Origin of the sequence: Marinifilum fragile (assembly GCF_963677365.1) — a bacterium.
Lineage (GTDB): Bacteria > Bacteroidota > Bacteroidia > Bacteroidales > Marinifilaceae > Marinifilum > Marinifilum fragile.
This window is the reverse complement of record NZ_OY781962.1, coordinates 2,654,563-2,670,623: the sequence shown is the minus strand read 5'-3', so window position 1 is coordinate 2,670,623 and position 16,061 is coordinate 2,654,563. Positions and strand designations below refer to the sequence as shown.

Here is a 16,061-nt window from a genome sequence, read left to right as displayed (position 1 = left end):
GTGTGTCAAATGAATTATAATGAGGTTTTTTGTGAGGTTAATAAGTTATTAAAATCTCATGTAGACAATGGTACTGTGGCATCCTACATACCAGAATTGCAAAAAGTGTCTCCTGATAAGTTTGGCGTGCATTTATGTACTGTGGATGGAGGAAATTTTGCTTTTGGTGATTCGGAGGAAAAATTTTCTATCCAAAGTATTTCTAAGGTTTTGTCATTAACCATGGCTTTTGAAATAGAGGAGGATAAACTTTGGAAAAGAGTTGGTGTTGAACCTTCAGGAAATCCGTTTAATTCATTGGTTCAGTTGGAATATGATGAGGGAATTCCTCGAAATCCATTTATTAATGCTGGAGCCATTGTAATTGCCGATGTGTTAGTGAGTAAATTGAAAAAACCTAAGGAAGATTTTATCGAATTTGTTCGACAACTGTCAGGAAATGATCAAATAGATTATTGTGATCGTGTTGCACAATCTGAGAAATCGAAAGGACATAGAAATGCTGCATTGTGTAACCTGATGAAATCTTTCGGGAATATTGAGAATGACATTGATGAAGTAATTGATTTTTACTTTGATTTGTGTTCTATAGAGATGACCTGTAGTGAGTTGGCGCGAACGTTCTTATTCTTGGCTAATTATGGTAAAGATCCTGTAAGCGGTGATAAAATAATTAGTTCTAGCAAGTCGAAGCGAATTAATGCCGTAATGCAGCTATGTGGTTTGTACGATGAGGCAGGTGAATTTTCCTTCAAAGTAGGATTGCCTGGAAAAAGTGGTGTTGGTGGTGGAATTGCCGTTGTACACCCTGGCAAATACAGTATGGTAGTTTGGAGTCCTCGTTTAAATAAAAAAGGCAACTCAAATAAAGGCGTGAGGTTTTTAGAAGAGTTCACCAGCTATACTGAATCATCAATATTTTAATTTTTGGGGATATTTGCAAAAGAGATTCAATTGGCTATCTTTAGAATTATTCTAAACATTAACTATTGTCAAAATTACCATGAATCAACTTATCGAAATTAATTCTTCGGAAGATATTCTTTCGGCTTATCAGAATACACCCATTTCTTTATTGATAGAATATCATAATCTAAACAAAACTTTTGACGATTATACAGAAGCTGAACTGCTTGTAGGAATGTGTATGGATCATAGAAAACATTTACATATTCCTGATAATTTTTCCTACATCATTCGTACAGGTGGAGCCAATCTTCGATATAGTGAATTTAAAGTGTCATATGCTATTTCGGTAGGTGGAATTAAGCACATTGCACTTATTGGACACAATAACTGTGGAATGGTTAATTTGGTTTCGAAGAAAGGACAATTTATAGATGGATTGGTAAATAATGGTGGATGGAGCAAAGAAAGAGCAGAAGAACATTTTAACAATTTTGCTCCAATGTTTGAAATTGGAAATGCTGCTGAATTTGTAACCATGGAAGCAAATAGATTGCGCAATAAGTATCCTAACGTTGTTGTAGCGCCACTTTTTTACAATGTTGATAACAACAAATTGTATATGATTGAGGAGTGATGGAAAGAAATATTCCATTACTTTTGTCAACCTTTAAATATTAATAACAGGCGATTTAAGGAATGGAATATACCCGATTAAATAAGGCAATTGCAGAAACAGGATATTGTTCACGTAGAGAAGCGGATAAGCTGATTGAAACGGGCAAGGTGAAAGTGAATGGCAAAGTAGCCGAAATGGGGTTAAAGGTTACAAAGTCTGATGAAATTTCGGTTAAAGGTCAGGTTGTAACTAAAACTGTTCGAAATATTTACCTTGCATTTCACAAGCCTGTAGGAATAACATGTACTACTGACCTTCGAATTAAGGGTAATATTGTTTCGTACATAAATTATCCGGAAAGAATATTTCCAATTGGTAGATTGGATAAACCGAGTGAAGGATTGATTTTTATGACTAACGATGGTGATATCGTGAATAAAATTCTTCGTTCAAGAAATAATCATGAAAAAGAATATATTGTTCGTGTAAATAAAAAAATTACCAATGACTTTATTCGTAGAATGAGTAATGGGATTCCAATTTTGGATACAGTTACCAAAAAGTGTAAAGTTTCGAAGGTTAACAATTCCACATTCAAAATCATACTTACCCAAGGGTTGAATCGCCAGATTCGTAGAATGTGTGAATATTTAGGTTATGAAGTTACCATGTTAAAACGTCTTAGAATCATGAATATTGAGCTGGGAACCTTAAAGCCTGGTAAGTATCGTTCTTTTACTAAAAAAGAACTCCACGATTTGTTGAATTTATGTGAAGATTCTCACAAGACACATGATGAATTATAGCCTCAATTATTTCTTGTTTTAAATATTATCATTCATTGTTAGAATTCCTGTTGTGGTATTCTTCATGAGTTTTATGTGAAAATTATCTTTTTAATAGTTACGGCTTGCCATTTAATGTGATTTCGATGTAAAGTTCGACCAGATTTTGATCTGGTTTTAAATAGGAGTTTTCACAAATTAGGGCAGAAATATCTGGATCTTTTAAATAAATTTTTGGGACCTTAGGACAGAAGAAGACAAATCGATACAGAAGATTCTATTTTAAGAGATCTTCTCATAAAAAATTCCTTAAAATGCCCTTCTTTTATAATGTAAATCTAACTTTCTGGAGATAGAATTTTACGTCAAACTCACCTTATTTAATTTCAATTTGAATAAAATAATATTACTGAGCAAAATGTCTCATTATCAGCGATATGATTTCTTGTTTAAGAAAACTTAGCTTTTAATTGAGGTTTTTACGAACTTTAATCATTAAATTTACGTAGTTAAAGAAGTAAAAATAATCATTCGTCAAAAATGAATTGTTGTGAGAGAATAATGAGCCTAAGTAAAAAGAGGAGGGAAAATGAATAAACTTTTACGACTGTTTTGTTCTACGTACTTTTTAATGTTTGGTTATCATTTAGGGACAGCGCAAATTGTAAGTCCAAAAAATGATACCATTATTTGTGCCGGAGAATCTGTTACGCTTCAAGCGGCACCAGGCTCTTATATGTACAATTGGAATACCGGTGATTTGGAAAAAAATATCACTGTATCACCGATTACATCTACGACTTATTCTCTTAGAGTTTTTATTCCTGATAGGGGAACGGAATTAATTGCGAATGGTGATTTTGATTCTGGGAATACTGGTTTTTATAGTGAGTATGTTTATTGCCCGGATCCTGTGTTGTCTTCATCAAATCATTCTGATTGGCAATCTCTATGGGAAGAGGGTCGATATACTGTTGATGATAATCCTAGCGAGTACCATTCAAACTTTGCAAATTGTACAGGTCATACAGGTAATTCTCCTGATAATTATCTGATTGTGAATGGATCACCTGATGAAAATGTTGTAATCTGGAGTCAAACGATCACTGTAAATCCAAATCAATATTATGCATTTTCAACATGGGCTTGTAATGTTCATCCTACAAATCCTGCTCGTCTGGAGTTCATGATTGATGGAGTGCTCATGGGAGACTATATTGAACCAAGTTCTGGTTCCACTTGTAATTGGGAAGAATTTTATTCATTATGGTATTCTGGTTCGAAAACATCCATTGAAATTTCCATTGTAAATAAGAATTTAATTCGAAGTGGTAACGATTATGCCTTGGATGGAATTTCATTTAATCCGTTAATAGAAGTTCCTGACTCAAGAGTAGTGAATGTTGTGGAACCAGCTGTTGTAAATGCTGGTCCTGATCAAACAATTTGTGCCAATACTCGTGCATCGCTTTCCGCATCTGCTACCAATTACACTGGATTTTCTTGGGCAAGCTCAGGAGATGGAACATTTACAAGACCTAATAGTTTTAATTCTAAATATATACCAGGAGATAGTGATATTGCTACAGGAACAGTGGTTTTGACTGCACTTGCAAATGCAAACTCACCTTGTGGTGTAGTAACCGATAATTTGACATTAACAATAAATCCTGCTCCTAATCCTAATTTAGGAGACCTACAGATTTCTTGTAATGGAAGTCCCGTAATTCTTGATGCTGGTGAAGGTGGTGTTTTTTATCAGTGGAGTACAGGAGAAAGATCATCGAAAATTGATGTTACTACATCAGGAAATTATTCAGTTATTGTCGCTAATAGTTATGGTTGCATAGAAACAGATGACGTTTATGTTGATTTCGTACCAAGTTTAAATATCGATTTGGGGCCTGATATTACTGTATGTGAAGGAGAAGCCGTGGTTTTAGATGCAGGTATATCTAATGCTAATTATTTATGGAGTACTGGAGATACAACGCAGCAAATTGTGGTGTATTCGGCTGGAAACTATTCAGTAACGGTTTCAAATGATTATGGTTGTAACGATACGGATGATATAAATGTTAGTCTTAATCCACTTCCTGTGGTTGACTTAGGTCCAGATCAGGAATTAACGGAAGGTGATGTGATTCGCCTGGATGCCGGAGTACATGCACAGTATATATGGGATAATGGACATACTGGCCGATACCTGGATGTTGATATACCTGGTCTTTATGCAGTTCGAGTTTATGATTCGAATGGGTGTTCGGCTATGGATATGGTAAATATTTCAGGAGGAACAGGTTCGGTGCCTGATATTAACTTAAATGATACCATAATCTGTAGGGGAGAATCAGTGGAACTTTTTGCAGGTGAAGGGTTTCTATTTAATTGGGATGTTGATGGTTTATCTAGCCGAGTTGTGGTTAGTCCCGACTCTACCCAAACATACCATTTAAGAGCATTTTATATTGATGAGACCATTGAAATGATACAAAACGGAAATTTTAATCTGGGAAATGTTGGGTTTACCAGTGATTACTATTTCTGTTCTGATCCTATTGCAAAAGATTGTAAAGATCAAAAAAGTAAGTATACCATTAATAGTAATACTACTATTTTAGGAGGCGGCTTTCATGATTGTGTTGGTGTTACAGGTAATTCACCAGATAATGTAATGGTGGTAAAAGGTGCTGAAGCGAACTATACAGTTTGGGAACAAACCATTGATGTAGATCCAGATAGCTACTATGTGTTTTCGGTGAATATTACAAATTTACATTCAAATAGTTACGATGAGTTTGAAGTTTTGGTAAATGGTGTTAGAGTGGATCATTTTTATACTGATGAGCCTTGTGATTGGGATTTATTTAAGAGTTTAATTTATACCGATGGATTAACACAATTGACAATTTCAATTGATAATGTGAGTACATCTGGTGTTGGAAATGGTTATGCTCTTGATGAGATCAGTATGTTTAAATTAGCAGAATTGCCTTTAGATGTTACAGTAACTGTAGTTCAGAATGTTGATGCAGACGCAGGGAGTGATTTATCAATTTGTGAGTCTGAAACAGTTTCATTAAATGGTACAGTTCAAAATGAATCTTCTTTTGAATGGAGAACATTAGGAGATGGGACTTTTGATGACAACAACAATTTAATCACAAATTATACTCCTGGTTTAAATGATATAGCTAATGGGTACGTAGATCTTGAGTTAAGTGCTCAACCAGTTGCTCCTTGTACAGTTCCTGACTTGGATACGCTTCGTGTGGATATTAATTCAAACTTATCCATTGATTTAGGTTTGGATAGAGATCTTTGTCAGGGAGACTCGATTACACTCACGGCCAATTTTGCAGGTGGAACTTATTTATGGAATACAGGAGAAACAAGTCAGTCGATCGTTGTGAAAACAGCAGGGAATTACTCTGTTGTAGTTGCTGATATTAATGGTTGTACAGGAACTGATGATGTTGAAGTGAGAGTGCATTCCAATCCGGTTATTGACTTGGGGCCAGATCAGGTAACTTGCGATGGTGTTGCAGTTATGCTGGATGCGGGTGATTCTGGCTCATCATATATATGGAGCAATGGAGAAACAAATCAAACCATATCAACTTCAATTGGCGGCAATTATAACGTAGTTGTAACTGATGCCAATGGTTGTGTTGGAATGGATGATGTTAATATCATAGTGAATATGCCACCGACAGTAAATCTTGGTCCAGACCGGGAAACTTGTGCTGGTGGCACGGTTACATTAGATGCCGGTAATGCAGGATCAAGCTACCTATGGTCCAATGGCGCAACCACTCAAACTATTACAGTATCAACTTCAGGAAACTATTCAGTAGTGGTGACAGACGCCAATGGTTGTTCAGCTACAAATGATGTGAATGTAACCGTTCATCCAAATCCGGTTGTAGACCTTGGATTAGATCAGGAAACCTGTTCCGGAGGAACAATCACATTAGATGCCGGTAATCCTGGATCAAGCTACCTGTGGTCCAATGGCGCAACGACTCAAACTATTATCGTTTCAAGTTCAGGAAACTATTCAGTAGTGGTAACGGATGCCAATGGTTGCTCAGCAACGGATGATGTGAATGTAACGATTCATCCAAATCCAATCGTTGATTTGGGTCCGGATCAAGAAACCTGTGCCGGAAGTACATTTATTTTGGATGCCGGTAATCCGGGATCAAGCTACCTATGGTCCAACGGCGCAACGACTCAGACTATAACAGTAAGTGCAAGTGGAAACTATTCAGTAGTGGTGACAGACGCCAATGGTTGTTCAGCAACGGATGATGTGAATGTAACGGTTCATCCAAATCCGTTTGTAGACCTTGGTTTAGATCAGGAAACTTGTGCTGGTGGTACAGTTACCTTGGATGCTGGTAATGCAGGATCAAGCTACCTATGGTCAAATGGTGCAACCACTCAAACTATTACAGTATCAACTTCAGGAAATTATTCAGTAGTGGTAACCGATGCCAATGGTTGTTCGGCAACGGATGATGTGAATGTAACGATTCATCCAAATCCAATCGTTGATTTGGGTCCGGATCAGGAAACCTGTGCCGGAGGTACATTTACTTTGGATGCCGGTAATGTGGGATCAACCTACTTATGGTCCAATGGAGCAACGACTCAGACTATAACAGTAAATGCAAGTGGAAACTATTCAGTAATAGTAACCGATGCAAATGGATGTTCGGCAACTGATAATGTGAATGTAACGATTCATCCAAATCCAATCGTTGATTTGGGTCCGGATCAGGAAACCTGTGCCGGAGGTACATTTACTTTGGATGCCGGTAATGCAGGATCAAGCTATCTATGGTCAAATGGCGCAACCACTCAAACTATTACGGTATCAACTTCAGGAAACTATTCAGTTGTTGTGACAGACGCAAATGGTTGTTCAGCTACGGATGATGTGAATGTTACTGTTCATCCAAATCCAGTTGTAGACCTTGGTTTAGATCAGGAAACCTGTGCTGGAGGCACCATAACCTTGGATGCAGGCAATGCAGGATCAGCCTACCTGTGGTCAAATGGCGCAACCACTCAAACTATTACAGTATCAACTTCAGGAAACTATTCAGCAGTGGTAACCGATGCCAATGGTTGTTCAGCTTCGGATGATGTGAATGTAACTATTCATCCAAATCCAATCGTTGATTTGGGTCCGGATCAGGAAACCTGTGCCGGAAGTACATTTATTTTGGATGCCGGAAATCTTGGATCAAGCTACCTGTGGTCAAATGGCGCAACCACTCAAACTATTACAGTATCAACTTCAGGAAACTATTCAGCAGTGGTAACCGATGCCAATGGTTGTTCAGCTTCGGATGATGTGAATGTAACTATTCATCCAAATCCAATCGTTGATTTGGGTCCGGATCAGGAAACCTGTGCCGGAAGTACATTTATTTTGGATGCCGGAAATCTTGGATCAAGCTACCTGTGGTCAAATGGAGCAACCACACAAAGCATTACAGTTTCAACTTCAGGAAACTATTCAGTAGTGGTAACCGATGCCAATGGTTGCTCAGCAATGGATGATGTGAATGTAACCGTTCATTCAAATCCGGTTGTAGACCTTGGTTTAGATCAGGAAACTTGCGTAGGAGGTACATTTACCTTGGATGCTGGTAATCCTGGATCAAGCTACCTATGGTCAAATGGAGCAACCACTCAAACTATTACAGTATCAACTTCAGGAAACTATTCAGTAGTGGTAACAGACGCCAATGGTTGTTCAGCTACAGATGATGTGAATGTAACCGTTCATCCAAATCCAATCGTTGATTTAGGTCCGGATCAGCAAACCTGTGCTGGAGGCACATTTACTTTGGATGCCGGTAATCCGGGATCAAGCTACCTGTGGTCCAACGGAGCAACGACTCGAACTATCACAGTAAATACAAGTGGAAATTATTCAGTTGTTGTTACAGATATAAATGGTTGTTCATCTACGGATGATGTGAATGTAACCATTCATCCAAATCCAATTGTTGATTTAGGTCCGGATCAGCAAACCTGTGCCGGAGGTACATTTACTTTGGATGCCGGTAATCCTGGATCAAGCTATCTGTGGTCCAATGGCGCAACCACTCAAACTATTACAGTATCAACTTCAGGAAACTATTCAGTAGTGGTGACAGACGCCAATGGTTGTTCAGCTACAGATGATGTGAATGTAACCGTTCATCCAAATCCGGTTGTAGACCTTGGTTTAGATCAGGAAACCTGTTACGGAGGAACAATCACATTAGATGCCGGTAATCCTGGATCAAGCTATCTATGGTCCAATGGCGCAACGACTCAAACTATTATCGTTTCAAGTTCAGGAAACTATTCAGTAGTGGTAACCGATGCCAATGGTTGTTCAGCAACGGATGATGTGAATGTAACCGTTCATTCAAATCCGGTTGTAGACCTTGGTTTAGATCAGGAAACCTGTTCCGGAGGAACAATCACATTAGATGCCGGTAATCCTGGATCAAGCTATCTATGGTCCAATGGCGCAACGACTCAAACTATTATCGTTTCAAGTTCAGGAAACTATTCAGTAGTGGTAACCGATGCCAATGGTTGTTCAGCAACGGATGATGTGAATGTAACCGTTCATTCAAATCCGGTTGTAGACCTTGGTTTAGATCAGGAAACCTGTTCCGGAGGAACAATCACATTAGATGCCGGCAATGCAGGATCAAGCTACCTATGGTCCAATGGCGCAACCACTCAAACTATTATCGTTTCAAGTTCAGGAAACTATTCAGTAGTGGTAACCGATGCCAATGGTTGTTCAGCAACGGATGATGTGAATGTAACCGTTCATTCAAATCCGGTTGTAGACCTTGGTTTAGATCAGGAAACCTGTTACGGAGGAACAATCACATTAGGTATCAACTTCAGGAAACTATTCAGTTGTTGTGACAGACGCAAATGGTTGTTCAGCTACGGATGATGTGAATGTTACTGTTCATCCAAATCCAGTTGTAGACCTTGGTTTAGATCAGGAAACCTGTGCTGGAGGTACATTTACTTTGGATGTCGGTAATCCTGGATCAAGCTACCTGTGGTCAAATGGTGCAACCACACAAAGCATTACAGTTTCAAGTTCAGGAAACTATTCAGTAGTGGTAACCGATGCTAATGGATGTTCGGCTTCGGATGATGTGAATGTAACGATTCATCCAAATCCAATCGTTGATTTGGGTCCGGATCAAGAAACCTGTGCCGGAAGTACATTTATTTTGGATGCCGGTAATCCGGGATCAAGCTACCTATGGTCCAACGGCGCAACGACTCAGACTATAACAGTAAGTGCAAGTGGAAACTATTCAGTAGTGGTGACAGACGCCAATGGTTGTTCAGCAACGGATGATGTGAATGTAACGGTTCATCCAAATCCGTTTGTAGACCTTGGTTTAGATCAGGAAACTTGTGCTGGTGGTACAGTTACCTTGGATGCTGGTAATGCAGGATCAAGCTACCTGTGGTCCAATGGAGCAACGACTCAGACTATAACAGTAAGTGCAAGTGGAAACTATTCAGTAGTGGTAACCGATGCCAATGGTTGTTCGGCAACGGATGATGTGAATGTAACGATTTATCCAAATCCAATCGTTGATTTGGGGCCGGATCAGGAAACCTGTGCCGGAGGTACATTTACTTTGGATGCCGGTAATGTGGGTTCAACCTACCTATGGTCCAATGGAGCAACGACTCAGACTATAACAGTAAATGCAAGTGGAAACTATTCAGTAATAGTAACCGATGCCAATGGTTGCTCAGCAACGGATGATGTGAATGTAACGATTCATCCAAATCCAATCGTTGATTTGGGTCCGGATCAGGAAACCTGTGCCGGAGGTACATTTACTTTGGATGCCGGTAATGTGGGATCAATCTACCTATGGTCAAATGGTGCAACCACTCAAACTATTACAGTATCAGCTTCAGGAAACTATTCAGTAGTGGTGACCGACGCCAATGGTTGTTCAGCAACGGATGATGTGAATGTAAATATTTTGCCAGCTTTTGAGTTTGATTTGACTTACACGACCAATTTAGTTTGTCATGGAGATTCTACCTATATAGAAGGACCAAGTGTTACAGGTTATAGATATCAATGGAGTAAAGATGGAGTTGATATTACTGGCGCAAATGACTATTCAATTACCATTGGAGAATCTGGTAGATACAATCTACAAATAGAAAATCTTGAAGGATGTATTGCCGAAGATGGGGTAGATGTGGAAATCATTCAATTGCCAAATTCACCATTACCAGATCGAGTGGATATGTGTTATGGAGAAACTGTAAAATTAGATATTGGTGAAGGAGTTGACTTTTTATGGAGTGATGGAGTTACAACACAGACTAGAGAAGTTTCTGAAGCAGGAATTTACCATGTGAGGGTGCAGGATATCAACGGTTGTATAGGTAACGATTCAGTTGAAGTTGTAGTACATGATTTACCAATTGTTGACCTTGGACCTGATTTGTATATCTGTGAAGGAGAAGAATTAATTTTAGAAGCTCCAGATGGGTATTATACAGAATGGGTTCCAGGTGGAGAAACAAGAGCAATTTATGTGTATGAGGAAGGCAATTTTATTCTTAAGACAACAGATGAGTTTGGTTGTACAGGAGAGGATGATATCAACATATTTGTTCATAAAAATCCAGAAGTTTACTTGGGACGAGATACTGTGATTGCTGAAGGAACATCTATTATTCTTGATGCAGGAAGCGGATATGTTGAATACGAATGGAGTAATCAGGAAGATTCACAATATCTAAAAGTAGAAAAGGACGGAGAATATGCAGTAAATGTTGTAGATGTTAATGGCTGTAGGGGAAATGGAAAAGTTAAAGTAGCTGTTAATCCAAGACCATCAATTAATTTAGGAGGAAGTGCTGGTATTTGCGAAGGAACTTCATTGATGTTGGATGCAGGAAATTGGGAAAGGTACTTATGGAATACTGGAGATACAACAAGAACAATTACTGTAAACAAAACTGGTGATTATACCGTACAAGTTTGGGATGTTTATGGAATTATGGGAACTGATATTATTCACGTTGAAGTATATCCATTACCAGAGGTTAATGTTGCTTCTGATACATTGAGTATGTACAAAGGTCAGACTTTGACTTTAGATATTGGATCTGGTTATTCTTCTTATTACTGGAATACAGGATCTGATTGGAGAAGTATAGAAGTGGATGATGCAGGCGATTATAGTGTACAGGTTAAGAATGAATTTGGTTGTATCGCTCAAGCTTCAATTGCGGTTAAATTATTGGAACCTAAAATGGTTGTACCAAATGTATTTACCCCAAATGGTAAAGGTCCGAATGAGATATTTTATCCAGTTTTTAAAGGAATTGTAACCGATTTTGAAATGTATATCTATACTCGTTGGGGGGAACAAGTATTTAAACTTGAAAAGGATATGGTTGCCAATAATGAGTTGAAATATGAAGGGTGGAATGGTATCTATAAAGGTAAAGATGCAGAAATTGGAGTATACGTTTGGATCATTTTTTATGGAGGAAAAGAAAGAGGACACGGAACAGTAACGCTGTTTAGATAATGATTGGAAAAGGACTGAAAATATTAGGAGGTGCATTAATCCTCATGATGAGTACTCTCAACATTTATTCACAAGATGTTGAGTTCTCACAGTTCTATGCAAATAAGGTTTATTTAAATCCTGCATTTGCAGGTTCTGATTTTGATGCTCGTATTTCTATGAATTACAGAAATCAATGGCCAGAAATCAGCTCTGCATATGTGACTTACAGTGTTGCTTACGATCAGTATGTAAATCCAATTGGAGGAGGAGTGGGATTGCAGGTGATGCAAGATGAACAAGGTGATGGAACAATTAGTACCACAACAATAAGTGGAATGTATGCCTATACCTTGAGAATTTCAAGAAGTTTGGCAATTAAAGCAGGTTTTCAAACCTCTTTTATTCAAAGGAGATTGAATGATTCAAACTTTACCTTTCCTGATCAAACCGATGAGTTTTATATTAATGGTTTAATAAGTCCATTTACTGGTGAAAGTGCAATTGATCACCTTAGCCGTAATTATATTGATTTTTCATCTGGTTTAATAGCATCTTATAAAAACTGGTTTATCGGTTTTGCCGCTCATCATTTAACGGAACCTGATGAAGCTTATAAGGAGGAGAGTGATTATTCTAAGCTGCCAAGAAAATATACTCTTCATTGTGGAGTAAATGTACCTGTTTTTAGAAGAGGTTTACATCAGACTGATATTGGTTTAGCACCCAATTTTCTTTATCAGCAGCAGGGAACAAATAAGCAATTAAATTATGGATTATACCTGTCAAAAGGATCTTTTATTGTAGGTATGTGGTATCGTGATAATCTGGAATTGGAATATGATGCAGTTATTTTACAATTAGGAGTAATGAGGGATTGGTGGCAAGTGGCTTATAGTTACGATAAGACCATTTCAAAATTAATCCACACAAATACAGGAGCTCACGAGATCTCATTTTTAATGAGGTTTAAAAATAATAGAAGAAACAAAAATAGTTGTAGGGAAATTGCTTTAAGAAGAAAAAGACAGGTTGGAAGAATTAAATGTCCTCATTTTTAAATCATTTCGTTTATTAAACTCAGTAAATTTTTCTTGATAATGGGTTTGGCAATATAGCCATCAAATCCAGAGTTCATTATCTGTTCTTTCTCGTTTGCCAATGCATAGGCAGTTTGCGCCACAATTTTAATTTCTGGATTGTTCTTTTTGATCAATTTTAAAGTATCATATCCATTCAAGTCTGGCATTTGCAGATCCAATAAAACCAAATCAAAATGTGAAGAACCACATTCTTCAATTGCAGTACGTCCATTATCTGTCGATGACATGCTTACTCCGGTAGATTGCAGCATTTGTTTTATCAATGTAATATTAACATTATAATCATCAACAATCAGTATTTTTTTCCCAGTTAAATCTTTGCTTACACCATTTTTGTGTATTTTCTTGATAGGAGCCGTGTTTGAGTTATCATCAATTAAATAAGGTATGCTAACAAAGAAACTACTTCCAATATTTTCTGTTGATTCTACCCACATGTCTCCATTTAGCAGTTCTGCTAATTTTTTAGAAATTGATAGTCCTAATCCAGTTCCTCCATATCTTCTGGCGTGAGAGTCATCTGCTTGACGGAATCTACTAAAAATTATTTTCTGTTTTTCTGGAGAGATTCCAATTCCCGTATCTTCAACTGCAAAAATAAGCTTGTTTTCATTCAATTGATAGGAGACGTGAATACTTCCTTTCTCAGTAAATTTTAAAGCATTCTCAACCAGGTTTGTGATAATTTGCTTCAGTCGTAAAGGGTCGGTGTAAATAACAGATTCCGATTCCTTTAAGCCTTTAGTGAATTTGAGTTCAATATGATCTTTTCCTTTGCTGCTTTTTATCTTTTGAAAAGCGTGATAAAGTTCGTCAAATAGCTGATTAAGACTATAATAGGTTTTGGAAATTTTAAGTTTACCCGATTCAATTTTAGAGAAATCTATAATATCATTAATAAGATTCAAAAGTGAATTTCCGCTGTTTCTAATATGAGTAAAAAACTGTTGTCGAGTTTCAAATGGCAAATCATCTTCCTGCAATAATTCTGAAAATCCAATAATTGCATTCATTGGAGTACGAATTTCGTGAGACATATTAGCCAAAAAGGATGATTTTAATCGATCAGATTCTTCTGCTTTTTCACGTGCTATTTGAAGTTCTTTTTCTTTCTGGGTTCTTATGTCAATCATGCGATTAATAGTTGTTCCCATATCTTGAAATTCAGAAAAATAAAGTTCATCGACATCAACTTGATGCAATTCCGTTGAAATTTTTCTAAAGAAGTTGTTGATGGAAGTGAAATTCTGCTTCATTTTTACAGAAATGGTCTTCGATGTAATGTAAATAATCACAATTGCGATTACAATTAACAACACAATCTGTAGAATGTATTTTTGAACATTACCTCTTAACTCAGCTCTGGCAATTTCAATATTTTTATCCAGCTCATCTGTGTATAGGCCTGCTCCAATAATCCAATCCCATTTCTTAATGAGCTTTATATATGAAATTTTTTCAGCATCTTCCTTACTTGGATCTTTGTAACTTATAAAACCCGATTCTTCAAGTTGGGCTGCATTGATTAATTGTTTTACATTTTCGCGACGTGTCTTATTGCTGTAATCTTTAAAATTTTTTCCTATGCTGGCCGAATCAGCATGAAGTAGGCAAGTACCATCTTTTTTATAAACAAAAAAGTAGTTGTCTTGATTCATGTTAATTTGACTTATACGAATAAGAGCTTCCTTTTGGATTTCTGGCTGAATATCATCCAAATAGGCAAAGCTACCAAAATACCAGTTGTAGGGTGTAAACTTCTTGATATAAGAAATTTTGGTATATGCATTAAATTTATTTTTTACCTTTTTGTTGTTCACATATTTTGTAAAGCCACTGTCCTTATACTTCATCAATTCCACCTCGTTTTTAACAATGTAATTGTCATTGATATCTTTGAAATTGATTAAACTCTTGTTTTCATTTTCTTTTGATGATGGATACAGAATACCTTTACCACTTAAGGTGTTGATAAAAATATAGCCTCTGTCATTGGTAAAGCGCAAAGGTGAAATAGCTTCTTTAATGCGTCTTTTTATTTCAATATCGCTTAGTTTTCCTTTGTTTTGTTCGTAAATGTAAACGGCAATTAAGTGAGCCTGATTTACAAAGTATTGAAGTCTATTTTTTAATCTTGATTCAGCTCTTGTATTCTGGTAATTAATGAAATCTATACATTCATGAGTCTTGCTTACCAAAATATCTTTTTGTTCTTCAATGTAATCTTTCTTAAGATTATTTGATTCAGTATTGAATTCGTTAAACTTGGTATATATCCAAATTCCGCCAAAACTCACTAAAAATGTAATGGTTAGGACTAAGAATAGCATAAAATAGGCTCTACTTATGCTTGTTTTGGTTTTGATAGTTTTGTTAGGGGTTGAATTCATATTGCTTTACGAAATCAAATTTGGAATTGGCTAAGTATCTGATTAAAAATAGGATTAAAAAATTGAAATCCAAGATCAATTTCATTCTTTATATTGTCATCTACAGGTAATCCGTCAAAATCAGTATTGTTCTGTATTTTATTGAGAATTCCCGTATTGTATCTCTTTACTTTTTGGTTGATAATAAAATGAGGAATTGTGTGATATTCTGCTTTTAATTTGAACTGATTTTCCTTTATTATATCATTTGACAATAAGAAATTGTACAAGTCGAGAAAATGAATTGATGATTTTGCAAGAAATACACGCAATTCAAAATTAACTAAAAGAGGAATTTCGTAATAGAATGAAAAATCTTCACTTTTACTTTGTCGATATTCAATGACAACTCTGTTTTTATTGACATTAACATGATCAAATTCAAATTTCCAATCCAATTCAGGAATGTGCTTAAACTCTTTTTTTATGGCATAAAGAGTTTTTAATCTCGGATAGGCTGTGTATGTGAAATTTTGATTTTGTGCAAACAAATTAATGGCTTTTTCGATATTCACTTTTTCTAAGTCCAATAGCATTTTTAATACTGTTTAAGTTATCAGATAGGCAAAGTTAGCTTATTGTTTAAATCTATTATTCTTGTTTTCCTCATTTTTGTAATG

8 protein-coding genes are annotated in these 16,061 nt (G+C 36.6%); 6 read left to right on the top strand and 2 right to left on the bottom strand.

The genetic code is table 11. The features are described from left to right. Positions 1-9: 9 nt before the first annotated feature. From ACKPCA_RS10490 to ACKPCA_RS10465, 6 genes are all read left to right on the top strand, one after another. Complete coding sequence (locus ACKPCA_RS10490) at positions 10-924, top strand: glutaminase (RefSeq protein ID WP_321279037.1); 915 nt, start codon at positions 10-12, stop codon at positions 922-924. Between the two features lie 79 nt (positions 925-1,003). Continuing rightward, positions 1,004-1,543 carry a carbonic anhydrase gene (locus ACKPCA_RS10485; protein ID WP_321279035.1) on the top strand — a complete coding sequence of 180 codons (540 nt, stop codon included), beginning with the start codon at positions 1,004-1,006 and terminating at the stop codon, positions 1,541-1,543. 62 nt (positions 1,544-1,605) lie between these two features. After that, positions 1,606-2,331, top strand: coding sequence for a pseudouridine synthase (locus tag ACKPCA_RS10480; RefSeq protein WP_054721107.1), 726 nt, complete (start codon positions 1,606-1,608; stop codon positions 2,329-2,331). Between the two features lie 568 nt (positions 2,332-2,899). Further along, a complete protein-coding gene (locus ACKPCA_RS10475) occupies positions 2,900-9,292 on the top strand; it encodes a hypothetical protein (protein ID WP_321279033.1) in 6,393 nt (2,130 codons plus the stop codon). After that, the gene (locus tag ACKPCA_RS10470; protein ID WP_321279031.1) at positions 9,258-11,930 is read left to right on the top strand and encodes a T9SS type B sorting domain-containing protein; all 2,673 of its coding nucleotides are present in this window, start codon (positions 9,258-9,260) and stop codon (positions 11,928-11,930) included. The genes ACKPCA_RS10475 and ACKPCA_RS10470 overlap by 35 nt, the downstream gene beginning before the upstream one ends. Next, the gene (locus tag ACKPCA_RS10465) at positions 11,930-12,970 is read left to right on the top strand and encodes a PorP/SprF family type IX secretion system membrane protein (protein WP_054722749.1); all 1,041 of its coding nucleotides are present in this window, start codon (positions 11,930-11,932) and stop codon (positions 12,968-12,970) included. The genes ACKPCA_RS10470 and ACKPCA_RS10465 overlap by 1 nt, the downstream gene beginning before the upstream one ends. Here the strand turns inward: ACKPCA_RS10465 and ACKPCA_RS10460 are convergent. Together ACKPCA_RS10460 and ACKPCA_RS10455 are read right to left on the bottom strand one after the other, a co-directional pair. After that, positions 12,967-15,402: a cache domain-containing protein gene (locus tag ACKPCA_RS10460; RefSeq protein ID WP_321279030.1), complete on the bottom strand. Its 2,436-nt coding sequence runs from the start codon at positions 15,400-15,402 to the stop codon at positions 12,967-12,969. The genes ACKPCA_RS10465 and ACKPCA_RS10460 overlap by 4 nt on opposite strands. 14 nt (positions 15,403-15,416) lie before the next feature. Then, a complete protein-coding gene (locus tag ACKPCA_RS10455; protein WP_321279029.1) occupies positions 15,417-15,977 on the bottom strand; it encodes a hypothetical protein in 561 nt (186 codons plus the stop codon). Between the last annotated feature and the right edge of the window lie 84 nt (positions 15,978-16,061).

Coding starts and splice junctions, on each gene's coding strand:
- ACKPCA_RS10490 (WP_321279037.1), top strand. CDS start 10: ATGAATTATAATGAGGTTTTTTGTGAGGTTAATAAGTTATTAAAATCT.
- ACKPCA_RS10485 (WP_321279035.1), top strand. CDS start 1,004: ATGAATCAACTTATCGAAATTAATTCTTCGGAAGATATTCTTTCGGCT.
- ACKPCA_RS10480 (WP_054721107.1), top strand. CDS start 1,606: ATGGAATATACCCGATTAAATAAGGCAATTGCAGAAACAGGATATTGT.
- ACKPCA_RS10475 (WP_321279033.1), top strand. CDS start 2,900: ATGAATAAACTTTTACGACTGTTTTGTTCTACGTACTTTTTAATGTTT.
- ACKPCA_RS10465 (WP_054722749.1), top strand. CDS start 11,930: ATGATTGGAAAAGGACTGAAAATATTAGGAGGTGCATTAATCCTCATG.
- ACKPCA_RS10460 (WP_321279030.1), bottom strand. CDS start 15,402: ATGAATTCAACCCCTAACAAAACTATCAAAACCAAAACAAGCATAAGT.
- ACKPCA_RS10455 (WP_321279029.1), bottom strand. CDS start 15,977: ATGCTATTGGACTTAGAAAAAGTGAATATCGAAAAAGCCATTAATTTG.